The organism is Alphaproteobacteria bacterium HT1-32 (assembly GCA_009649675.1).
In the GTDB taxonomy this organism is placed as follows: domain Bacteria; phylum Pseudomonadota; class Alphaproteobacteria; order Rhodospirillales; family HT1-32; genus HT1-32.
This window is the reverse complement of the sequence record WJPL01000002.1, coordinates 364,392-387,295: the sequence shown is the minus strand read 5'-3', so window position 1 is coordinate 387,295 and position 22,904 is coordinate 364,392. Positions and strand designations below refer to the sequence as shown.

At 57.8% G+C, this 22,904-nt stretch carries 23 protein-coding genes and 2 pseudogenes; 15 read left to right on the top strand and 10 right to left on the bottom strand.

Going from position 1 to position 22,904, the window contains the following annotated elements; genetic code table 11:
- Positions 1–38 precede the first annotated feature (38 nt).
- Together amrS and GH722_13280 are read right to left on the bottom strand one after the other, a co-directional pair.
- The gene (gene amrS / locus GH722_13285) at positions 39–1,136 is read right to left on the bottom strand and encodes an AmmeMemoRadiSam system radical SAM enzyme (GenBank protein MRG72735.1); all 1,098 of its coding nucleotides are present in this window, start codon (positions 1,134–1,136) and stop codon (positions 39–41) included.
- A 170-nt stretch (positions 1,137–1,306) separates the two neighbouring features.
- Positions 1,307–2,593 carry an FAD-dependent oxidoreductase gene (locus GH722_13280; GenBank protein ID MRG72734.1) on the bottom strand — a complete coding sequence of 429 codons (1,287 nt, stop codon included), beginning with the start codon at positions 2,591–2,593 and terminating at the stop codon, positions 1,307–1,309.
- A gap of 79 nt (positions 2,594–2,672) precedes the next feature.
- Here GH722_13280 and GH722_13275 point away from each other — a divergent pair, with 79 nt between their 5' ends.
- The gene (locus tag GH722_13275) at positions 2,673–3,449 is read left to right on the top strand and encodes an SDR family oxidoreductase (GenBank protein MRG72733.1); all 777 of its coding nucleotides are present in this window, start codon (positions 2,673–2,675) and stop codon (positions 3,447–3,449) included.
- A gap of 77 nt (positions 3,450–3,526) precedes the next feature.
- Here GH722_13275 and GH722_13270 read toward each other — a convergent pair whose 3' ends face one another.
- A complete protein-coding gene (locus GH722_13270; protein MRG72732.1) occupies positions 3,527–4,099 on the bottom strand; it encodes a glycine zipper 2TM domain-containing protein in 573 nt (190 codons plus the stop codon).
- A gap of 262 nt (positions 4,100–4,361) precedes the next feature.
- Here GH722_13270 and GH722_13265 point away from each other — a divergent pair, with 262 nt between their 5' ends.
- The 7 genes and pseudogenes from GH722_13265 (at position 4,362) to GH722_13235 (ending at position 12,639) form a co-directional block, all read left to right on the top strand.
- Positions 4,362–5,573: a phosphoserine transaminase gene (locus GH722_13265; protein ID MRG72731.1), complete on the top strand. Its 1,212-nt coding sequence runs from the start codon at positions 4,362–4,364 to the stop codon at positions 5,571–5,573.
- 12 nt (positions 5,574–5,585) lie between these two features.
- Positions 5,586–7,166, top strand: a complete 1,581-nt coding sequence (locus GH722_13260) for a phosphoglycerate dehydrogenase (GenBank protein ID MRG72730.1) — start codon at positions 5,586–5,588, stop codon at positions 7,164–7,166.
- A gap of 145 nt (positions 7,167–7,311) precedes the next feature.
- Positions 7,312–8,067, top strand: coding sequence for a response regulator (locus GH722_13255; GenBank protein MRG72729.1), 756 nt, complete (start codon positions 7,312–7,314; stop codon positions 8,065–8,067).
- A gap of 95 nt (positions 8,068–8,162) precedes the next feature.
- Positions 8,163–8,987: pseudogene (locus GH722_13250) on the top strand (ATPase).
- 162 nt (positions 8,988–9,149) lie between these two features.
- Positions 9,150–10,076 (top strand): homoserine O-succinyltransferase, encoded by a 927-nt coding sequence (locus GH722_13245; GenBank protein MRG72728.1) that lies wholly within the window; start codon positions 9,150–9,152, stop codon positions 10,074–10,076.
- Positions 10,077–10,195: 119 nt separating this feature from the next.
- The gene (locus GH722_13240) at positions 10,196–11,323 is read left to right on the top strand and encodes an ATP phosphoribosyltransferase regulatory subunit (protein ID MRG72727.1); all 1,128 of its coding nucleotides are present in this window, start codon (positions 10,196–10,198) and stop codon (positions 11,321–11,323) included.
- A 23-nt stretch (positions 11,324–11,346) separates the two neighbouring features.
- The gene (locus GH722_13235; GenBank protein MRG72726.1) at positions 11,347–12,639 is read left to right on the top strand and encodes an adenylosuccinate synthase; all 1,293 of its coding nucleotides are present in this window, start codon (positions 11,347–11,349) and stop codon (positions 12,637–12,639) included.
- A 141-nt stretch (positions 12,640–12,780) separates the two neighbouring features.
- On the opposite strand, the pseudogene GH722_13230 reads toward GH722_13235, so the two are convergent.
- Positions 12,781–12,999: pseudogene (locus GH722_13230) on the bottom strand (hypothetical protein).
- A 147-nt stretch (positions 13,000–13,146) separates the two neighbouring features.
- Between GH722_13230 and GH722_13225 the strand changes: the two are divergent.
- On the top strand, positions 13,147–14,043 hold the full coding sequence (locus tag GH722_13225) for a LysR family transcriptional regulator (protein ID MRG72725.1): 897 nt from the start codon (positions 13,147–13,149) through the stop codon (positions 14,041–14,043).
- 62 nt (positions 14,044–14,105) lie between these two features.
- Here GH722_13225 and GH722_13220 read toward each other — a convergent pair whose 3' ends face one another.
- On the bottom strand, positions 14,106–14,789 hold the full coding sequence (locus GH722_13220; protein ID MRG72724.1) for a COQ9 family protein: 684 nt from the start codon (positions 14,787–14,789) through the stop codon (positions 14,106–14,108).
- A gap of 45 nt (positions 14,790–14,834) precedes the next feature.
- Positions 14,835–15,383: a peptide deformylase gene (gene def / locus GH722_13215; protein ID MRG72723.1), complete on the bottom strand. Its 549-nt coding sequence runs from the start codon at positions 15,381–15,383 to the stop codon at positions 14,835–14,837.
- A gap of 145 nt (positions 15,384–15,528) precedes the next feature.
- Here def and rpsU point away from each other — a divergent pair, with 145 nt between their 5' ends.
- Positions 15,529–15,732, top strand: a complete 204-nt coding sequence (gene rpsU, locus GH722_13210) for a 30S ribosomal protein S21 (protein ID MRG72722.1) — start codon at positions 15,529–15,531, stop codon at positions 15,730–15,732.
- 227 nt (positions 15,733–15,959) lie between these two features.
- Here rpsU and rplI read toward each other — a convergent pair whose 3' ends face one another.
- From rplI to rpsF, 4 genes are read right to left on the bottom strand one after another with little or no spacing between them, the layout of a single operon-like run.
- Positions 15,960–16,550, bottom strand: a complete 591-nt coding sequence (rplI, locus tag GH722_13205; GenBank protein MRG72721.1) for a 50S ribosomal protein L9 — start codon at positions 16,548–16,550, stop codon at positions 15,960–15,962.
- A gap of 4 nt (positions 16,551–16,554) precedes the next feature.
- The gene (locus GH722_13200) at positions 16,555–17,514 is read right to left on the bottom strand and encodes a DUF2232 domain-containing protein (protein ID MRG72720.1); all 960 of its coding nucleotides are present in this window, start codon (positions 17,512–17,514) and stop codon (positions 16,555–16,557) included.
- Between the two features lie 47 nt (positions 17,515–17,561).
- Complete coding sequence (gene rpsR / locus GH722_13195; protein MRG72719.1) at positions 17,562–17,798, bottom strand: 30S ribosomal protein S18; 237 nt, start codon at positions 17,796–17,798, stop codon at positions 17,562–17,564.
- Entirely contained in the window at positions 17,795–18,241 is a 447-nt protein-coding gene (rpsF, locus tag GH722_13190; GenBank protein MRG72718.1) for a 30S ribosomal protein S6, read from the bottom strand. The genes rpsR and rpsF overlap by 4 nt, the downstream gene beginning before the upstream one ends.
- A gap of 185 nt (positions 18,242–18,426) precedes the next feature.
- Between rpsF and fabD the strand changes: the two genes are divergently transcribed.
- The 5 genes from fabD to mltG all read left to right on the top strand — a co-directional run bounded on the left by fabD (position 18,427) and on the right by mltG (position 22,863).
- Positions 18,427–19,368, top strand: coding sequence for an ACP S-malonyltransferase (gene fabD / locus GH722_13185; protein ID MRG72717.1), 942 nt, complete (start codon positions 18,427–18,429; stop codon positions 19,366–19,368).
- A 93-nt stretch (positions 19,369–19,461) separates the two neighbouring features.
- Entirely contained in the window at positions 19,462–20,199 is a 738-nt protein-coding gene (gene fabG, locus GH722_13180) for a 3-oxoacyl-[acyl-carrier-protein] reductase (GenBank protein ID MRG72716.1), read from the top strand.
- Positions 20,200–20,323: 124 nt separating this feature from the next.
- On the top strand, positions 20,324–20,557 hold the full coding sequence (locus tag GH722_13175; protein ID MRG72715.1) for an acyl carrier protein: 234 nt from the start codon (positions 20,324–20,326) through the stop codon (positions 20,555–20,557).
- A 63-nt stretch (positions 20,558–20,620) separates the two neighbouring features.
- Complete coding sequence (fabF, locus tag GH722_13170; GenBank protein MRG72714.1) at positions 20,621–21,877, top strand: beta-ketoacyl-ACP synthase II; 1,257 nt, start codon at positions 20,621–20,623, stop codon at positions 21,875–21,877.
- The gene (mltG, locus tag GH722_13165; protein MRG72713.1) at positions 21,877–22,863 is read left to right on the top strand and encodes an endolytic transglycosylase MltG; all 987 of its coding nucleotides are present in this window, start codon (positions 21,877–21,879) and stop codon (positions 22,861–22,863) included. The genes fabF and mltG overlap by 1 nt, the downstream gene beginning before the upstream one ends.
- Positions 22,864–22,904: the final 41 nt, after the last annotated feature.

Sequence of the window (22,904 nt, the reverse complement as noted above, 5' to 3'; positions counted from 1 at the left end):
TCCGGGCGCTTCTAGCATATCCCCGGCACAAGACAATCTCAGGCCGCGTATTCGCGCATCACCACACGCTGCCGCTTGCGGCCCCAGTCACCGGGTTCACCATCAAACACACCCGCGCAGGCCGTGCCACAGGTCCGGCAATGGCCATCATGGGTCAGGTTCCAGATCGACAGCTCGTACCAGTCCCGGCCGATCAGCGGCGTGCCGCAACCGTGGCAGTAGGTGGTGCCGGAATTGTAGTCATGCACATTGCCGCAATAGGCATAGCGGATGCCATTCTTCTGGGCGATCCGCCGTGCCCGGAACAGAGTCTCCGGCGGCGTGCGCGGCTTATCCAGCATCTTCCAGTCCGGATGGAAGGCTGAGAAATGGACCGGCACATCAACACCCAGCGCCTCGACCACCCATTGCGTCAGTTCCTCGATCTCGGCTTCGCTGTCATTCTCATCCGGGATCAGCAGTGTCGTGATCTCAAACCAGACATTGGTTTCGTGCTTCAAATAGATCAGCGATTCCTTCACCGGCTCCAGCTGGCTGGAGCAGATATCCCGGTAGAACCGTTCGGTGAAGGCTTTCAGATCGACATTCGCCGCATCCAGATTAGAGTAAAACTCAGCCCGCGCCGCATCACCGATATAGCCCGCCGTCACCGCCACCGACTTGACCCCCTGCTCGCGGCAGGCCTGCGCAACGTCGATGGCATATTCCATGAAGATCGTCGGATCATTGTAGGTATAGGCGACCGACCGGCAGCCCTTGGAGACCGCCGCCATGGCAATTGCCTCCGGCGACGCCTGATCCTGCAACTTGTCCAATTCCCGCGATTTCGAGATGTCGTAATTCTGGCAGAACTTGCAGGTCAGGTTGCAGCCTGCTGTGCCGAAAGACAGCACCGGCGTTCCCGGCAGGAAATGGTTCAGCGGTTTCTTCTCAATCGGATCGACACAGAACCCGGACGACCGCCCCTGCGTCGTCAGCACAATGCGCCCGCCATCATTCGCCCGCACAAAACACAGCCCCCGCTGCCCGTCCCGCAATTTGCAGAACCGCGGGCAGACATCACACTGCACCCGCCCGTCTTCCAGGGCATGCCAGTGACGGCCCGGCGCCGCATTTGGGAAGCTTTCTCTCTCCATCCCCGCAGTTTGCGACAAAGCACCGGCGAGCGACAGGAAAACCGGAGGGCAGAGGATATCAGGTCATTCTCCGCCATCATCCCAGGCCTCCTTTCCCGCCGAAGCCATCGGCAGGGATCCTGAAACAGCTTCAGAATGTGAAAGTCGGAGGAAACCGGCCTGTCCGCTGGTCAGATATTCAGGCTGTCCATCAGCTTGTAATAGAGCAGCGACGGGGCAAGGAACCAGGGTTTGCCGGTGTAGAAGGGGCGGGTCTGGAAGGGGAGGTTGTCGAAGGCCGTCCTGCCTTCTTTCAGGCCCAGCACCTGCTGGCCGACACGCATGCCGAGATAGCCGGACATGCCAACCCCGGAGCCGCAATAGCCCATGGCATAATGCAGGCCGTCATCTTCACCGATATGCATCAGTTCATCAAAGCTGTAGGCGACGAATCCCATCCAGGAATGGCTGATCCTGACCGCCGACAGTTCCGGGAAGATCGCCGTGAGAGACTTGTGCAGCCGGGGTGCGCTGAGACGGGGGTTGGTTTCGCCGATGGAGACACGACCGCCGAAGATGATGCGGCGGCGGTCCGGGCTGGGACGGTAATAATAGACCACCTTGCGGGTATCGCTGATGACCCGGTTCGTCGGCATCAGACGATCCATCACCGCCTTGTCGAGCGGTTCAGTGGCGATGATGTAGCTGCCGATCGGGATGACGCGACGGCGATGCCAGGGGGTAAGGGCACCGGTATAACCGTTGGTCGCGATAACCACCCGGTTCGCCTGAATAAGCCCCCTCGCCGTTTTCACGGTAAAGCCTGACGCTTCCCGCCGGATATCCAGCGCCGGACAGTGAGAGATAACCTTCACCCCTGCGGCCAGCGCCGTGGTCAGAACACCCCGATGATAGGCTGCCGGGTCAAGACAGGCATTGTTGGGCGAAACCGCGCCGCCAAAATAAAGATCGGTGCCGAGTTCCGAATGCTGTTCCGACTTTGGAATGATGTAGGACCCGTCCTCAAGGCCGGGCACCGGTTTCTCCACCCGCTGTACCAGCCTGCGAAACCGGGCCGGGTTATGTGCGGCATGGAACCGTCCGACCCGGCCGAAATCGCAGGAGATCCCTTCCCTGCCGATAAAATCCTCAGTGTAATCTATGGAATTCTCGCCTTCCCGATGAATGGCGAAGGCCGTCTCCCGGCCGTGTTTGCGGCTCAGACTCTCAAAATCCGGTTTTACGCTGCGGCTGATCTGCCCGCCATTGCGGGAACTCGCGCCCCAGCCCGCATGTTCCGCATCCACAACCACCGTATGGCGGCCACCACGTGCTGTCTGAATGGCGGCATGCAACCCGGTATAGCCTGCCCCGATAACAAGAACATCCGCCCGTTCCGACAGTGTCTGCTCAGTCCGGACTGGCGGGGGTGTCCGGTCCCACCACCAGGGCTGTTCCTTATAATCGCTTGTGAACATGGCTTGTTTCTCTTTCTGAACGCCACAATCTCTGACCTAATGGTAACAAATCAACCACTTATTCCGGAAGGAACTCAGAATGGAAATTTCACTTAAAGGGCGCAATGCGCTGATTACCGGCGCCAGTCAGGGACTGGGCCGCGCGATGGCCGAACGATTTGCCTCCAGCGGTGCACGGGTCGCACTGGTTGCCCGGTCGAAGGAGAACCTTGATGAGGCCGCAGCCGCCATCGGTGATGCCGCCATGGCCTTCCCCTGCGACATCACGGACACAGACCAGCTGACACAGCTGTACAAGGATGTTGAGCAGAAATTCGGCAATGTCGATATCCTGATCAACAATGCCGGATCGTCACGACGCGGCTCGTTCCTCGAAGTTACCGACCAGGACTGGCAGGAAGACCTCGACCTCAAGCTGTTCGCCGCCATCCGGTTCGGACGTCACTACATGCCCGGCATGATGGAGCGGAAATGGGGCCGGGTGATCAACGTGGTCTCGACCGCCGCCAAGGCCCAGCCCGGAGGCAGCGTGCCGACCTCCGTCACCCGCGCCGCCGGCATGGCGCTGGCCAAGGTCATGTCAAAGGAAGGCGCGCCGCATAACGTGCTCGTCAATGCCCTGCTGGTCGGCAAGATCGACAGCGAACAATGGGCAAAACGCTGGCGGGCCCAGAATGACGGCACCAGCTATCAGTCGTTCCTTGACGCCATGGCGAAAGAATCCGGTGTCCCTCTCGGGCGCATTGGCGAGTCGGATGAATTCGCCCGCATGGCCTGTTTCCTCGTGTCGGATGCAGCCAGCTACATCACGGGCTGCGCCGTCAATGTCGACGGCGGCATGTCGCCGGTCGTCTGATGATCTGACAGGTCTGAGAAAATCGGCCCTTCTCCCGGTCAGCAGAACGCCGGCCGGGAGAAGGCCCTTGTCAGAAATCAGCTTTCACGAATCCAGCGACCCCGGTCGTCAAGACAGGCAATCCCCGAGATCGTGTCCGGTGATCCGTCAATAACGGCGGTCGCCGTATAGCTGCGGCATGTCCGGTTCCCGCGCTCAAAGGTATCAAGTGGCCGGATGACCGTTTCATGGCCACGTTTATTGATAAATCCGGCGCTGCGACCATCGGGCACGGTTGCCAGCAGACGCCCTGCACAGGACTGGTCCTGCTGCTCCATTGTCTGGCCGATGCTGCCACCCAGTAGGACACCGACCACAACACCGCCGATTGTCGCCGCGATATTGCCGTCGCCCTTACCGATGGTCGACCCCAGCACACCTCCGGCGACACCACCAAGGACCGCACCGATTTCAGTCTGGGCGCAATGGCCCGCATCATAATCAATCGGCGCCGGATAATGCTTCGGCTGCTTATGCTTGTGACGCTGTCCGTCATGCTTTGCACGCCAGCCATGTGCCGGGGCGTGAGCAGGCGGATCCGCCATGACCGGTGTCGTCAGGGCAATGAGACTTACCGCCGTCACCGCCGTTCTGAATAATTTCGTAAACATGATCGCTCTCCGTTTTCATGTTGGTACGCATATACGTTACTGAACATCGTTCAGTTCCACAATATATTTTTTGAACAATGTTTATTTTATAGCAAAACCCTACAAACATCTCAGTCACCCTGGACACACCGACACATAAACCGGCCTTTCCTGCCCCTGAAAAAGATTCATTTGACGGGGAGTGGTCTCCCGCATATTGCTCTCAGCGGGCCACGCCTCCCCACCGGGGCGAGACTCATCTGTAATGGTGAGAGGAAAACTTATGACCACAGATCCTGCTGTGCAGCCATCGCTGCATCAGGATGCACTCGTGCATCCGACAACGACCCCGAATAACCCGAATTTCTCTTCAGGTCCCTGCGCAAAGCGCCCGGGCTGGACCCTTGCTGCGCTCGGCGATGCCGTGCTTGGCCGGTCACACCGCGCCAAACCCGGCAAGGCGAAGCTGAAACAGGTTATCGACCTTTCTCATGAACTGCTCGGCCTGCCCGACGATTACCGTATCGGCATCGTTCCGGCATCTGACACCGGCGCTGTTGAACTGGCGCTCTGGTCCCTGCTTGGGGCCCGTGGCGTTGACATGGTTGCCTGGGAAAGCTTCGGCTCCGCCTGGGTGAGCGACGTCGTCAAACAGCTCAAGCTGAAAGACGTCCGCACCATCGAAGCCGGTTATGGCGAACTGCCGGACCTCACACAGGTTGATACCAACCGTGATGTCGTCTTCACCTGGAATGGCACCACCTCCGGTGTACGCGTTCCGAACGCCGACTGGATTGCCGATGACCGTGAAGGTCTGACCATCTGCGACGCGACATCAGCCGCCTTCGCCATGGACCTGCCCTGGCAGAAGCTCGATGTTGTCACCTATTCCTGGCAGAAAGTGCTGGGTGGTGAAGCAGCCCACGGCATGCTGATCCTCAGCCCGCGGGCTGTTGAACGGCTCGAAACTTTCGCACCGGACCGTCCGATGCCAAAGATCTTCCGCCTGACCAAGAGTGGCAAGCTGATCGAAGGTGTCTTCAAGGGTGAGACCATCAACACACCTTCCATGCTCTGTGTCGAAGACGCACTGGACTCGCTGAAATGGGCTGAGGAAATCGGTGGTGCTGAAGCCCTGATCGCCCGTTCGGAAGCCAACCTGGCAGCTGTCTCCGCCTGGGTTGAAAAGACAGACTGGGTTGATTTTCTGGCTGTTGATCCGGCCACCCGTTCCTGCACCTCGATCTGCCTCAAGATCGTGGCAGACTGGTTCACCAGCCTGCCGTCCGAAGCACAGGCTGCGGCTGCCAAGCGCATTGCCGCCATGCTGGACGACAAGGGGGTCGCCTATGACATCGGCGCCTACCGTGATGCCCCTCCGGGTCTTCGGATCTGGGGTGGCGCGACCGTTGAGTCGACAGACATGGAAGCCCTGCTTCCCTGGCTCGACTGGGCGGCAGCAACGGTAGCCAATGATGTAAACAAGACGGCCTGAGGAATTAGAAAAATGGTAAAAGTACTCGTCTCCGACAAACTGAGCCCGCGCGCCGTCGACATCTTCCGCGAGCGTGGCATCGAAGTGGATTTCAAGCCCGGCATGACCCCGGCAGAAATTCGCGAAATCATCGGTCAGTATGATGGCCTAGCCATCCGCTCCGCCACCAAGGCAACAGCAGAACTGATCGAAGCCGCCGACAATCTGAAGGTTATCGGCCGTGCCGGTATCGGCGTTGATAACGTCGACCTGAAAGCGGCCACCGCCAAGGGTGTGGTGGTCATGAATACCCCGTTCGGCAATGCCATCACCACGGCGGAACATGCGATTGCGATGATGTTCGCAGTCGCCCGCCAGATCCCGCAGGCCAACGAATCCACCCATGCCGGCAAATGGGAAAAGTCGAAATTCATGGGTGTCGAGCTGACCGGCAAGACACTCGGCGTCATCGGCTGTGGCAATATCGGCTCGATCGCGGCTGACCGTGCGGTTGGCCTGAAGATGAAGGTGCTGGCCTATGACCCGTTCCTGTCGGCAGAGCGTGCCGTCGAGATCGGTGTCCAGAAAGTCACGCTGGAGCAGCTGCTGGAACAGGCTGATTTCATCACCCTGCATACCCCGCTGACCGACCAGACCCGCAACATCATTAATGCTGATGCCATCGCCCGCATGAAACCGGGTGTGCGTATCATCAACTGTGCCCGTGGCGGCCTGGTCGACGAGGCAGCCCTGAAAGCCGCTCTCGAATCCGGTCATGTCGCAGGCGCTGCCTTCGATGTGTTTGTTGAAGAGCCGGCAAAAGAAAACGCCCTCTTCGGTCTGCCCAACTTCATCGCCACCCCGCATCTCGGTGCGGCGACGACCGAAGCACAGGAAAACGTGGCCCTGCAGGTGGCCGAGCAGATGTCTGACTATCTGCTGACCGGTGCGGTTACCAACGCGCTGAACATGCCGTCCGTCACCGCAGAAGAAGCTCCGCGCCTGAAACCCTACATGAAGCTGGCTGAATTGCTCGGCAGCTTCGCCGGGCAGCTGACGGAATCGGCTCTGCGCAGCGTGCAGATCGAATATGCCGGCCATGTTGCGGAACTGAATACCAAGCCGCTGACCGCCCTCGCCCTGCAGGGACTGCTGGCCCCGCTGATGAGCTCGGTCAACATGGTCAACGCACCGATCATCGCCAAGGAACGCGACATCGCCTGTTCCGAGACCCGCACCCTGCAGGCCCCGGACTATCAGACGCTGATCCGCATCACGGTAACAACCGAGAAGCAGACCCGGTCAGTCGCCGGTACCCTGCTCGGTGCCAGCCCGCGGATTGTGGAGATCAAGGAAATCGACATCGAGGCACATCTGGCCCCGTCGATGCTCTACATCACCAATCACGACAAGCCCGGCCTGATCGGCGAACTTGGCAAGGTGCTGGGCGATAACGGCGTCAACATCGCCACCTTCCATCTCGGTCGTGTGGAAGTCGGCAGCAATGCCATCGCCCTGCTGGAAATCGACGGTGAAATCTCCGAGGACGTACTCAAGAAAGTCCGCGCCATCGAACATGTCGTTCAGGCAAAGCCTCTGAAGTTCGATATCTGAGCGAACTTTGAATTGAAGACTTAAACTGGGGCCTCAGTAACTGTATTGAGGTCCCAGTTTCAATCACATTTACTGCTTTTAGTTGATCGCACCAAAAACTTGATCTAAAAATTTACGATTGTAAAAATTATTTTAGGTCGACTCTATGAGCGATTTTCTAAAAAACATTGGAACGCATTCGAAGACACCTTTAGGAATTATATCTATCTTCGTGACCCTAGTATACGCTATGGCGGCATTAGTAATCGGGTCAAATTCATTGCTAGACAATGAAAGAATAATTCTCGTTATTTTTCTGTGCACGTTTCCTATAATTATATTATTTACTTTCTGTTGGTTACTCACCAAGCATCATACAAAATTATTGTTTCCGAAAGATTTCAATAATGACGAAACATACATGAAAGTAGCTCGGATCACGAGCAGCGTCCAACATGCAGCTGCCAAAACATCTTCTGAAATGTCAGATTTAGATATATCTAATATTGTAAAACACGCCAATACTATAATAAAAAACAAATCAACTACCGGAACATCAAGGAAAACAATACTTTGGGTTGACGATAGACCTGAAAACAATACATACGAACGAGATGCTTTTCAGGAGATTGGGCTGCACATAGACTTATCACTCAATACTGACGACGCCATCGATAAACTAGAAAAGAACGAATATATCATTATTATATCAGATATGGGAAGAAAAGAAGGGCCACGAGAAGGTTACAAGCTTCTTGATATCATTAGATCTAACAATATTAATACACCTTTTTATTTTTATACAGTATCGAACTTGCCTGAACACAAAAAGGAAACCCTCGACCATGGAGGTCAAGGCTGTACAAACAACCCGTCAGAACTCTTTGAAATGGTAGTAAAAACAGTTATTGCATCAACGTAGTAAACCACTCGATAGGAATGAGACAGCTTTTCGTCGCCGATAGATGCATCTATAAATCGTGATCGATTAATTATACAGCGCTGCAGGGTTATCCGATGTCTGTCTCGCCGCTTCCTTCCTTCGAAGATTTCTGCGCTCTGCCGCATGCCTTTACGCTGCTGGGCATGTCCGGTGTCGGCAAGACCATGCTGTCGTCGCGGCTGCGGAAGATTTCCAACTGGTATCATTTTTCGGCAGATTACCGGATCGGAACGCGCTATCTGTCAGAGGAGATCCTCGACAATATCAAGCAGAAGATCATGGCGATGGAAGACCGGTTTGTCGCCGACCTGCTGCGCTCGGATTCGATCTATATCAACCACAACATCACCTTCGAGAACCTCGATCCGGTATCGACGTTCCTCGGGATGTTCGGTGACCCCGCCCTGAAAGGGCTGGCGAAGGACGAGTTTCTGCGACGGCAGGATCTGTATCGCCGTGCCGAAGTGGCGTCGATGCTGGATGTCTCAGGCTTCATCCGCAAGGCCTGGACCCTGTATGGCTGTGACAGCTTTATCAATGATGCCTCGGGCAGCCTGTGCGAAATCGTTGATATCGACAACCCGCAGGACCCGGTTATTGCCAGTCTCGGCGCAGAAACACTGACCATTTATCTGCGCTCGAATGACTATTACGAAGCAAAGCTGATTGAACGCGCACAGGCCTCACCAAAGCCGCTGTTCTACAATCCCGCTTTCATTACGCCACGGCTGGCGACCATGCCGGACAGTGGTGCCGGCATCAATCCGGTACAGTTTGCCGGCCCCCTGTTCCCGGACCTGATCGAGTTCCGTCGCCCCCGTTATCAGGCCTATGCCGACCGCTATGGCTTTTCTCTGGAGGCTGACGACCTATTTAAAGGCATGCCCGCAGAGAATGGCGGTCCGGGACCGGAGTCATTCCTGAGGATGATTTACGACATCATGGCTGCTGACCTTGCTGCCGGACGTCCGGGTGCTGCCTTGCTGGTCGAGACCTATCTCGCCGCCTGCGCCACCCGTCGCGAGACACGCAAGATCCGATAGAAGAGAGTACAACAGAACATGCCGATCAAAATTCCAAGAGACCTTCCCGCCCGTCAGGTACTGGAAGATGAAGGCGTTCTTCTCATCGGGGAAGACGACGCTATCCGTCAGGATATCCGCCCCATACGGGTGGCGCTGCTGAACCTGATGCCGGAAAAGATCAAGACAGAGAACCAGATCGCCCGTGTTCTGGGCTCCACGCCGCTGCAGGTCGAACTGACCCTGCTGACACCGGGCAGCCATACCTCGAAGAATACGCCGCAATCACATCTGCGCGACTTTTACCGGAACTGGGACACCATCCGGGACGAGAAATTCGACGGCTTCATCGTCACCGGCGCACCGATTGAAAAGCTGCCGTTTGAGGAAGTGACCTACTGGGACGAACTGAAACAGATCTTTGACTGGTCACGCACCAACGTCCACAGCCTGTTTTCCCTCTGCTGGGGCGCACAGGCCGCGCTCTATCACTTCCACGGTATTCCGAAATATACCCTGCCGGAGAAGCGTTTCGGTGTGTACTGGCACAAGGTGAAAGATCATCGCTCGCTGCTGATGCGCGGCATGAATGACCAGATTCCTGTGCCGGTCTCGCGTCATACGGAAAATCATGCCGAGGATTTCGCGAATTTCAGTAACCTCGACATCGTTGTTGAATCCGATGAGGCCGGTCCCTGTCTGGTCCGTGACCGGGCGCGGCGTGATGTCTTCATGTTCAACCATCTGGAATATGATTCGACAACGCTGGGTGACGAATATGCCCGCGATGCCGAAAAGGGTGAGGCCATCAACCTGCCCCGGAATTATTTCCCCGGCGACGACCCGGCAGCCACACCGATCAACTTCTGGCGGGCAAGTGCGCATCTGTTCTATGGCAACTGGCTGAACTCGATCTACCAGTCGACCCCTTACGATCTGGAGCAGATCGGCAAAGACAAGAGCTGACAAAACCTTCCGGCGGCTGAAATCTGTGACAACAGCCGCCGGACTGCGCCCTGCGCGGTTGTTCCATCCCGCCGCTTCGGCTATCAAACCTCCGGTTTTCACCTACGGATTATCCGTCCATGAATGACAGTGCACGTATGGCCCTTCTGCCGAACGGGCTCCGAGACATTCTGCCGCCGCATGCCGAGCATGAAGCCGGTGTTCTGGCTGCACTCTGTGCCTGCTTTGCCAGCCGTGGCTATGACCGGGTCGAACCGCCGATGGTCGAGTTCGAGGATGCGCTGTTGCAGGGCGGAGGCGATATCGCCTCTCAGACCTTCCGGCTGATGGATCCGGTCAGCCAGCGCATGATGGGCCTGCGCGCCGACATGACCCCGCAGATCGCCCGTATCGCAACCACACGGCTGCACAAGGCACCACGTCCGCTGCGCCTGAGCTATGCAGGCAGCGTTCTGCGGGTTAAGGGCGCACAGCTGCGCCCCGAGCGACAGTTTGCCCAGGCCGGCATCGAGATCATCGGCGCGGATGAGGACGCAGCCGATGCCGAAGTGATCGCGCTGTGTGACGAGGCGCTGGCCGCAGTTGGCATCGACGAGGTGACGGTTGATCTGTTCACCCCGAATCTGGTCGACCGGGCAACCGAATCTGTCAGTATTGACCGGACAGCCCTGCGTGAAGCCCTTGATCACAAGGATGAAGCCCTTGTCCGCAATATAGCCGGTGATGCGGCTCCCCTGCTCGGCAAGCTGATGCGGGCCTCCGGGGCCGCCGACCAGGCGCTGGAGCGGCTGGATGCACTCGACCTCGGCACAAGCGGTCGTCAGGAACTGCAACGGCTGCGCAACGTCATCAACACCCTGCGCGCCATTCGTCCGGATATCCGGCTGACCGTTGATCCGGTCGAAAATCGCGGCTTCGAATATCATACCGGGGTCAGCTTCGCGCTGTTCGGACGTGGTGTCCGGGGCGAGCTTGGCCGGGGCGGACGATATGTCGCCGATGGTGGCGAACCCGCAACCGGTGCCACACTCTATCTCGACAGTCTTTTGCGGGCGCTGCCAAAGCCGTCACGCCGTGACCGGCTCTATCTGCCTGCCGGCCCCTCAACCGGGGCCTCCCAACGGGCTGATGGCTGGACCACAGTCGCCGCCCTGAACGAAACGACAGATGCGGAAGGCGAGGCACGGCGCCTTGGCTGTTCGCATTGGCTGGATGGCGGGACGATCCGTCCCGTCACCGCCGCCTGACCACTTTCAAACGGAGATCAGTTATGTCCAATGTCGCAGTTGTCGGCTCCCAGTGGGGTGACGAAGGCAAGGGTAAGATTGTCGATTGGCTGTCAAACCGCGCCGACGTCGTTGTACGCTTTCAGGGCGGGCATAATGCCGGACATACCCTCGTCATCGACGGTACGACCTACAAGCTGAGCCTGCTGCCGTCCGGCGTCGTGCGCAGCAACACCATTTCGGTGATCGGTAATGGTGTCGTGGTCGACCCCTGGGCATTGCTCGGTGAAATCGAGAAGATCGGCAAGCAGGGTGTGGAAATCACACCGGACCGGCTCCAGATCGCTGAAAACGCGGCGCTTATCCTGCCCTTGCACAGCAATCTCGACCGGGTTCGCGAAGAAGCACTCGGCAGCGCCCGGATTGGCACCACCGGGCGCGGTATCGGCCCGGCCTATGAAGACAAGGTTGCCCGCCGCGCCATCCGTGTCTGTGATCTGGCCGATCCCGATCGCCTGCGGGCCCGGGTGGATGCTCTGCTGATCCACCATAATGCATTGCTGCGTGGTCTTGGTGAGGCCGAAATCAGCGCCGGTGACATCGTCACCGCCCTGCTGGATGTCGCGCCGAAGGTTCTGCCTTTTGCAAAGCCCGTCTGGAAAACCCTCGACCGGGCGCGACGCGACGGCAAGCGCATCCTGTTTGAAGGCGCGCAGGGCACCATGCTGGATATCGATCACGGCACCTACCCCTATGTCACCTCGTCCAATGTTGTCGCCGGTCAGGCGGCAACCGGCTCTGGCATGGGCGTCTCCGGCATTGGCTATGTCCTCGGTATCACCAAGGCCTACACCACCCGCGTCGGCTCCGGCCCCTTCCCGACGGAACTGGAAGACGCAACCGGCCAGCGACTGGGTGAACGTGGTCATGAATTTGGCACCGTTACCGGACGCAAACGCCGCTGCGGCTGGTTCGATGCGGTGATGGTCCGTCAGGCCGTCAAGGTTGGTGGTATCTCCGGCATCGCGCTGACCAAACTTGATGTGCTGGACGGCATGGATGAACTGAAAGTCTGCGTCGGCTATCGCCTGAACGGTGAAGAAGTCGATTACCTTCCCGCCGGCGCTGAACAGCAGGCGGCGGTCGAACCAATTTACGAAACGCTCGAAGGCTGGTCCGAAAGCACCTTTGGCGCCCGGTCCTGGAAGCAGCTTCCGGCAACAGCAATCAAGTATATCCGGCGTATTGAGGAACTGATTGAAGCCCCGGTTGCCCTGCTGTCGACCAGTCCGGAACGCGACGACACCATCCTGGTCCACGACCCCTTCGCTGACTGAGCCGTCTGGCACAGATGAGCCGGTAACAAATCCGGAAGATGCTTGCAGGCTTCTTCCGGATTTTTGTTGCGGACAGGCTCAGGTAATTGCGTGGGCGGCAGTCACAACCGGCCGGTCATCCCGTGGCCGTACATTGTGATACAGGTAATCCCTGCCCTTCTCGGTAATGCGGACCGCGATCTGACCGCTTTCCAGCCGGTGACGGCTGACCAGTCCCTGATCCCAGGCATCTTCCCAGACCGTCAGTCGCGGGCAGGATGTACGCCAGGCAGACATAACCTCGTCATAGCTGCGCGGTTCAGCCTCCAGCCATTCCAGCATATCGCAAATCAGGGATTCCATATCTGTCGTCCTTATCACCTGTTCGAGAGGGTAGACCCATCCTGTATGGGACGGAAACAATCAGGACGACCGTCAGGTGCCTCGTCCTAAACAAACGCTACCCGGTATGTTTTTATGAATCCAATATATGTTTACCGCATTTTTCATATGATCTAGATATGAGAAATGGATCTTCGTCATTTCAGATATTTCCTCGCTGTAGCCGAGGAGGGCCATATTACCCGAGCAGCAGAGCGACTTGGCATTCAGCAGCCGCCGCTCAGTCAGCAGATCAAGGCCATGGAAACGGAACTGAATGTTCAGCTGTTTCGCCGCCTGCCCCGTGGTGTTGAACTGACAGAGGCAGGCCGTGCCCTGCTGCCGGAAGCCCGGGCCATTATCAGTGGAGTTGAAGAAGCCATCGCCAAAACCAAACGCACGGCACGCGGAGAGGAAGGCGCCCTGTCGGTCGGCTTTACCAGTTCCTCACCCTTTCACCCCTTCGTGCCACAGATCATCCGGCGCTATCGTGAGCGTTTTCCAAAAGTGGAACTGATACTGGAAGAAGCCGGCACGGCAGAAATGGCTGAAGCACTGAAGGCAGAACGACTGGATATCGCCTTTGTACGTTCACCCATCGCTGACCGGACCGGGCTTGTGCTACACCTTCTGGTACAGGAACCGATGTTGCTGGCCATCCCGCAGGATCACAGGCTGGCTGGGCAACGCACCCCGGTCGGGTTGCATGAACTGGCAGATGAGCCCCTCATTCTGTACCGCCGGGCGGCAGGTCAGGGCCTGTATGACGCTATCATGGAAGCCTGTAGCTCAGCCGGATTCGAGCCGGTGATTGCACAACAGGCACCCCGTATCGTCTCTACTCTGAATCTGGTTGCGGCCGGTCTTGGCGTCACCATAGCCCCCGCCTCGCTGCGGCAGCTTGGCATGGATGGGGTGGTCTTTTGTGAACTGGCCCCGGACATCAGTCTGAAAGCCCCGATCTGGATCGCCGTCCGCACAACAGATCATTCAGTCGCAGCACAGGAGTTCGTTGCACTGGCCAGAAAGTTGACGACCTGTTAGCCGCTAATTCCCGTCTTTCGCCGGGACGCCATGAGGAAGAGACGGAAGCCCGCCCGGGCCAGCTAGTCAGTCGGACCACTGGCCCGGCGGGAGGGAAACGGGTTACCCGCCCGCAATCGTTCCAGCACCCGTAACGGCGAGGGGAAACGGGCGGCAGCCTTCTTGAACGGCGCCGTCAGTTTCGGGATGCGCATGACATCACCAATCCGCCGGTCGAGGAAAGCCCAGGTAGCTGCATCCCCCTCTGACCGGTCGTTCAGCCAGTACAACAATGTTGATGTCCAGACGCCGGACAACAGGCCCCGCTTGGTATAGTAATTATAATCATGGCTGCGGTCGCCACAGGCCCGCCAGATCGCATCAACCGTCGCCCAGGTCAGCTTTGCCGCGACCGGCGCGTTCTGCGGCTGCGCAAGCAGCGTCACGCCACGACGCACGGCCTCCTTGTCCGGCTCATTCTCCAGCCGGATCCGGACTGCCGTCGTGATGCGGTCGCGGATACGCATCTCGTCCAGTGGCATTTTCGCCAGCTGTTCCAGCATCCGGCTATCTGCCCGGCGAATGCTGTATAGCAGGGCATCCATTGCACCGTTGGGGAAAGCCAACAGCAATTCATGATCGCTGACGCCGGCATCTGTCGCCGCATGGCGTAACGCCGTCATCGTCCAGCCATCGAAGGCCACATTTGGCAACAAAGCAGCCATCAGCCGCTCACGGGTATCATCGTGCAAAGTATCAGTCATCATTCTGATATGGCATCAATTACCGTTTCCGCCAAGGGTGAATGCCCCTCAGTCCGGACGCAATGACGGCGGATCGCGCCGGATTTCCTCGGCAAACCCGAACAGCGACGGATCATTCAGCCGCTGCGGATAGAGCACCCCGTCAAGATGATCATATTCATGCTGGAACACCCTCGCATGGAAGCCACTGGCGCGCCGCTCAATCCGTGAGCCGTCAAGACCGGTCCCCCAATACCGGATACGGGTATAGCGGGGAACGGCCCCCGTCAGTCCCGGCACCGACAGGCAGGCCTCCCAGCCCAGCGAGGTCTCCTCAGATAATGGTTCATATCCCGGATTCACCAGAACGGTCATATCCTGCGCGCTGTCATCCGGATCTTCCGGCAGTTCGACCCGCGTTTCCGGAACAAAGAAAATCATCAGCCGCAGCGGTATATGGACCTGCGGGGCAGCCAGCCCGACACCTCCGGCATCTGCCAGTGTCTCAAGCATATCCGCGACCAGCCCCCGAATGCTGGTGGCGGTCGGGTCTTCCACAGGATCTGCGGCTTTACGCAGGACAGCATGTCCCATACGTGCGATTTTAAGAATTGCCATAAATTGTCAGCCGTAGCCGTCCCTTTTCTGCTGAAAAACTCTTGCGCTATGGGCGAAAACGCCTATACACGCAGCTTGATCAAGACGGCGGATATGTTTTTCGCCGTCTTTTAGTATTCGCAAGCTTGGAAGGAGCTGTCTGCACGTGCAAGTCTCTGTTCGCGACAATAATGTCGATCAAGCCCTGAAGGCGCTGAAAAAGAAAATGCAGCGCGAGGGTGTTTTCCGGGAAATGAAACTCCGCCGTTCCTACGAAAAGCCGTCTGAAAAGCGTGCCCGTGAGCGTGCTGAGGCCGTTCGCCGCGCCCGTAAGCTCGAGCGCAAGCGCCTGGAACGCGAAGGCTTCTAGTCTTCCGAAGACCTGCACGAGGGAGACTCCATCTCCGCTCGCATCAAACCCGCCCGGGTGTTCCCTGAGGCGGGTTTTGTTGTTTGCTGATTCTGTACAGCCCGGCTTTTCATCTGAACCAGTCATCCATAAAAAAACAGGGCACGGAATAAACCGCGTCCTGTTTTATTTTACAGATCACCGTGGCCGGATATCACACCCGGCCACGGATCATATCAGTCTGAGGCTTAGCTGGCCTTGCTGTCGTCTTCTTCAACAGCGTCAGCAGCTTCTGCTTCAATCTCTTCGAGTTCAGCCTGAACGTCATCGGTTTCAGCCAGCAGATCGGCTTCTGCAGCCTGTTCCGAAGCAATCTTCTGCGCTTCGGCATCTTCTGCCGAACGGGCGACATTGATCAGGATGGTCGCATCGACTTCCGGATGCAGGATGATCCGGATGTTATAGCGGCCCAGTTCCTTGATCGGCTGGTTCAGATCGACCTGGCTGCGGCCAACCATGAAACCGGTTTCCCGGGCACTGTCAGCAATATCACGGGCCGATACCGAACCGTAGAGCTGACCGCTTTCACCAGCCTGGCGAACCATCACGATCTCGCGGCCGTCAACCTGTGCGGCAACGGCTTCCGCTTCCTTGCGACGCTCAAGGTTGACAGCTTCAAGCTGTACCCGCTGGCTTTCGAAATAGGCCAGGTTTGCCTTGTTGGCGCGCAGCGCCTTGTTCTGCGGCAGCAGAAAGTTACGGGCAAAGCCCGGCTTTACCGTTACCACATCGCCCATCTGGCCGAGTTTCTCGACCCTCTCCAAAAGCACGACTTCCATAGTACTACTCCTCGTCAGACGGCCGGGAAGCGCTTGCTCGCGCCCTCAGACCCGTCAGGTGATCAACAACTCCAAGTGCTGTTACCAGCACAACCGAAACGCCGGTGATTAGCACCAGCAAAAGATAGAAAAGAAACAGCCACAGTCCCCGCCCCGGAAGCCCCCGGGTCAGCACATGCATCACCGCCAGCCCCTGCAGAAAAAACGGAAGAGCCAGCGCCGCTGTCACGGTCAGCAGGATAAACCCTGCGGTTCCGTCCAGCAGAAGCCATCCCGCCAGTGACGCCCCGAACGCGATCAGCAACCATGACGGCAGCCAGAATGTCCGGTAGACGGGTGTTGGCCGGATCGCCAGATTTCGCTTCGCCAGAATGCTCTGCGCAAATACCGCGTTCACCAGATACATCAGTGACGTGTAGACGATGGCTGCGGCCGGCAAAGTCGCTGCCAGCGTTTCGGACATCTTCGCCACATCTTCCGGCTGCATGGTTGCGCCCTGCGTGTCCAGTGCCTGCCCGAAAGCAGACATGAAACCGTCGGTGAAGCTTCGCAGAAAATCCAGAATGGCCTGTGGCCCGCCTGAAAACACTACCGCTGCCAGAAACCCGGCGACACAATAAATCGCCAGTGACGACACGACATGACCAGGAGGCGCAAAGCTCACCTGTCCATCCGCATCGGCTTTCTGCTGCAATGCCAGCCAGACCACCAGCAGGGCCGGTAATCCGTAAATGGCGACGAGCGGAAGAACCGACGCCGCCGGGCTGAGTACCGCCATTGCAAGACCGAAGACGCAGAGCGCTATTGCACCGGTCGTGGCGCCGCGCGCCAGACCGCACAACAGAAGCGGAAGCGGAAAAAACGGAGCGAGCAGTGCAAACGGAACGGCATAGGCCGGCAGCACCATAATCATGGCGCTGGCCAACCCTGCGGCGATCGCTATGCCGATTTCCCTGTGCATCACTCACATGCCTTCTCCACCGCCACCTGTCCGGTGCCGGAACCGACTGCTTACTTAACCACGTAAGGCAGCAGACCGATATAGCGGGCGCGCTTGATGGCGCGGGCCAGTTCACGCTGCTTCTTACCGGAAACAGCAGTAATGCGGCTCGGTACAATCTTGCCACGTTCGGAAATGTAGCGGCTCAGCAGCTTCACATCCTTGTAATCGATCTTCGGTGCATTATCACCGGTGAACGGGCAGGATTTGCGGCGACGAAAAAACGGACGACGAGGTGAGGTGCTCATGCCTTATCTCCTTCGCTGGCTTTTGCCGGCGCATCGTTGTTTTCCCGACGCGGGCGGTCTTCACTGTTGTCACGGCGCGGGCGATCATCGTTATCGCGGCGCGGACGGTCATCACGGCTACCGCGAGACTTCATCATCGCTGACGGCTCTGTTTCATGTTCTTCAACACGGATTGTCAGATAACGCAGCACGTCTTCATTCAGACGCATCTGGCGCTCCATCTCGGCAATAGCCGGGGCCGGTGCGTCGATATTCATCAGCGCGTAATGACCCTTACGGTTCTTGTCCATGCGGTAAGCGAGGGATTTCAGGCCCCAGTATTCATTCTTGGTGACACTGCCACCCTGTTCGCCGATGAGGGTCGAGAAGGTCTCGATAAGGCCCTCGGCCTGAGCGCCGGAAATATCCTGGCGCGCAATCATAACGGTTTCGTATAAAGGCATTCGTAAACTCCCTTACGGATTTTCTCAGGCAACGCAGCACGCGCCATAGCCGACACAGCGCCGGCAAGGGTTATTGAAGCCGCGCAATATACAGATAGGCGACCCCGGTGCAAGCGCTTGCGCCATCGCAGCCGCAAGGGTAATCAGGCTGAATCAAAAAAGACTTTGAAGGAAGGACACGCCATATGTCCCGTGCTTTTGTATTTCCGGGTCAGGGTTCGCAGGCTGTCGGCATGGGCAAGGTGCTCGCCGAAGCTTCACCGGTCGCCCGGGAAGTATTTGAAGAAGTCGATGACGCCCTGTCGCAGAAGCTCTCAAAGCTGATGTTTGAAGGGCCGGAAGATGAACTGACACTGACCGAAAATGCCCAGCCCGCCCTGATGGCTGTTTCCATGGCCCTGATCCGGGTGCTGGAGAAAGATGGCGGTATCGTCATCGCTGACAAGGCGGACTTTGTCGCCGGTCATTCCCTCGGTGAATATTCCGCCCTTGCCGCCGCCGGTGCATTTGGTGTGGCTGACGCAGCGCGTCTTCTGAAGACACGTGGCAAGGCCATGCAGGAAGCTGTCCCGGTTGGCGAAGGTGCCATGGCCGCCCTGCTGGGCCTTGATATCGACAAGGTCGCCGAGATCGCCCGCGAGGCGGCCGGAGACGAGGTCTGCGATATCGCCAACGACAATTCAGATGGTCAGGTCGTCGTCAGTGGCTCGCGTGCTGCTGTCGAACGCGCAGTTGTCCTCGCCGGAGAAGCCGGCGCAAAACGCAGCGTCCTGCTGCCTGTCAGCGCACCGTTCCATTGCGCATTGATGGCCCCCGCCGCCGATGTCATGCAGGCAGCCCTGGCCGAGACATCGATCACCCCGCCGAATCCGCGACTTATCGCAAATGTTACGGCTGACGAAGTCACCGACCCCGATGAAATCCGCGCCCTGTTGTTCAAGCAGGTAACCGGCATGGTAAGATGGCGCGAATCAGTCCTCGCCATGAAGGCAAAAGGCGTGGACACGTTGATTGAAGTCGGGTCTGGAAAAGTGCTGACCGGCCTTGTTCGCCGGATTGACCGTGAGCTGACGGGCATCTCCGTTCAGGGGCCTGATGATATTGAGACATTGCTGGCAACTCTCTGACCAGCAGCGATAACAGGGCCGGGGGTTTGCAGTCTCCCGGCAGAAATAACGGCTTCGGAGATCACCGTTGCAGCCGAGAAGGATAAAGAAGATATGTTTGATCTGACTGGAAAATGCGCACTGGTTACCGGCGCATCCGGCGGTATCGGCGGTGCCATTGCTTCTGCACTGCATGCAGCCGGGGCCACTGTCGCCCTGTCCGGCACCCGGCGCGAAGCCCTGGAAACACTGGCTGGTGAACTGGGTGAGCGATGCCATATCACGCCCTGTAACCTGTCGGACATGGAAGCGGTATCCGCTCTCCCCGGCCAGGCTGAGGCTGCCATGGGTGGCCTCCACATTCTCGTCAACAATGCCGGACTGACCCGTGACGGGCTTGCCATGCGCATGAAACCCGAAGACTGGGAACAGGTCCTCACCGTCAACCTCACCGCCGCCTTCCGCCTGTCGCAGGCCAGCCTGCGCACGCTCATGAAGCAGCGATTCGGCCGGATTGTGAATATTACCTCCGTTGTTGGCGTGACCGGCAACCCCGGCCAGACCAATTATGCCGCCTCAAAAGCCGGCATGATCGGTATGTCAAAATCCCTCGCGGCAGAGGTTGCATCGCGGGGCATTACCGTTAACTGCATCGCACCGGGTTTCATTGAAACCGCCATGACCGATGCGCTGAATGATGAGCAGAAGTCCCGCATGCAGGGCGTCATTCCGGCAGGCCGATTCGGCTCGATTGATGATATTGCTGCCGGTGCGCTCTATCTTGCATCCGACGAAGCCGGATATGTGACTGGCCAAACCCTTCATATAAATGGTGGAATGGCCATGATCTGATGTTTGGCCGTGGCGCTGGCCAAGCTAGAAGACATATGATACCTAACCGCCCGCTTTCCGGGCGGCGGGCGCATATAGCGAACAATGCTGCTAATATAACAGTTCAGGAACAAGGAAATCTGACATGAGTGATGTAGGTGATCGGGTAAAGAAGATTGTTGTCGAGCATCTCGGCGTTGAAGAAGCAAAGGTGACCGAGAACGCCAGCTTCATCGATGACCTGGGCGCCGATAGCCTGGATACAGTCGAACTCGTTATGGCTTTCGAAGAAGAGTTCGGTTGCGAAATCCCTGATGACGCGGCGGAAAAAATTCTGACGGTCAAGGATGCGATTTCCTACATCGAGAGCAACTCCTGATCCGGGACTGGCGCGGCGGAATCACTGCCGCGCCGTTTTCCGATCGACAGACCGGAAGAAACAATGCGTAGAGTCGTAGTTACGGGAATGGGCGCCGTGACGCCGCTTGGTGCAGGCGTGAAAACGACCTGGCAGCGGATGCTCAATGGTGAGTCCGGGATTACCTCCATCACAAAATTCGACACGGAACGGCTTCCTTCCAAGGTAGCCGGTGATGTGCCACTGGGTGATGGTGAAGGCAATTTCAACGCAGACAACTTCATCCTGCCGAAAGAGCAGCGGAAGATGGATGCATTCGTGATCTTTGCGATGGCCGCTGCACAGGAAGCCGTCGAAGATTCCGGATGGATGCCCGAAGACGAGGAATCCCTGTTGCGAACCGGCGTCATGATCGGTTCCGGGATCGGCGGATTGCCGGAGATTGAACGTACTTCCGTTGATTTTCATAACGGCAAACGTGTCAGTCCCTTCTTCATTCCGGCAGCGCTGATCAATCTTGCGTCCGGTAATGTTTCCATTCGGTACGGATTCAAGGGACCGAACCATTCAGTCGTTACCGCCTGTTCGACCGGAGCGCATGCCATTGGTGACGCCATGCGGCTGATCCGCTATGGCGATGCAGATGTCATGGTCGCTGGCGGCGCAGAAGCGGCAATTTGCCCCGTAGGTATCGCCGGGTTCTCGTCACTAAAGGCGCTCTCCACGAAATATAATGATACACCGGAACAGGCATCCCGCCCCTATGACAAGGGCCGTGACGGCTTCGTCATGGGTGAAGGGGCCGGCGTACTGGTTCTTGAGGAACTGGAACACGCAAAGGCCCGTGGTGCGAAAATTTATGCTGAAGTCGTCGGTTACGGGCTGTCAGGTGATGCCTATCACATCACCGCTCCGGCGGCTGACGGCAATGGCGGTTTCCGCTCCATGCAGGCAGCTCTCCGCAGTGCCGAGCTGAACACCACGGATATTGATTACATCAATGCCCACGGCACATCGACGCCGCTGGGGGATGAAATCGAGCTCGGGGCTGTTACCCGGCTGTTTGATGGTGCGATGTCAGACATCTCGATGTCATCAACAAAATCAGCCATCGGGCATTTGCTGGGTGCTGCCGGTGCCGTTGAGGGAATTTTCTCAATTCTTGCCATTCGCGACCAGGTTGCGCCGCCGACACTCAATCTTGATGATCCGTCTGATGGTTGTGTCGGGGTTGATCTGGTGCCCAAACAAGCCAAGGAACGCCGGATCCGTGCCGTATTGTCGAACTCGTTCGGCTTCGGCGGTACCAATGCAACGGTGATCTTCAAGGAATTTGCGTGATCGGTTTCCTGCGCATTGTCTTTCTCCTGATATGCGTCGCAGCCATTCTGGCTGGCGGCGCATTTTTTTGGGTACAAGGTGAGTTCAACAAATCCGGCCCGCTGTCCACCGACAAGAACCTCGTTATCCCGCGCGGCACCGGTGTTGAAGGAATCGCCAATCTGCTTCATCGCGAAGGCGTCATCACCAATCCCCTTGTTTTCCGAATCGGTGTCCGGCTGGAAGACGCACAGCGCGGGCTTCGCGCCGGCGAGTTCATGTTCCCTGCCGGTGCCAGCGCCCACACCGTCATGTCGGTACTGCTGAACGCCCAGCCGGTACGCCGCCGCATCACCATTCCGGAAGGCCTGACCACGCAGCAGGTGCTGAACATCATCGACATAACCGACGGACTGACCGGCCAGACACCGGCGTCGGTCGATGAAGGCATGCTGATGCCGGAAACCTACTATTTCACCTATGGTGACGACCGGGGCGCGCTGGTCCAGCGAATGAAGTCGGCTTCAAATAGCGCACTCGACGAACTGTGGCCCACCCGTGTCGAAGGATTACCGATCAGGACACCGGAAGAGGCGCTGATACTGGCCTCCATCATCGAAAAGGAAACCGGCGTCGCACAGGAACGTGCGCTGGTCGCATCGGTATTCATCAATCGCCTCAACAGGGGAATGCGCCTGCAATCGGATCCGACGGTCGTCTATGCCGTCACCAACGGCTCCGGCCCGCTTGGCCGCAGCATTTCAAAAGCCGACCTGGCCATTGATTCGCCCTATAACACCTACCGCAATGCCGGACTGCCGCCGGGGCCAATCGCCAACCCCGGACGCGCCGCCATTGAGGCCGTCCTCAACCCGGCGGAAAGCAATTACCTGTACTTTGTTGCCGACGGTCAAGGTGGCCATGCTTTCGCAACGTCGCTGGCAGACCATAACCGGAATGTCGCAAAATGGCGACGACTGCGCAGCCAGCAACAGGGCAATAACTGACATCATCCGAACGACAGAAGGGCGGTCCAGTCTCTGGAATT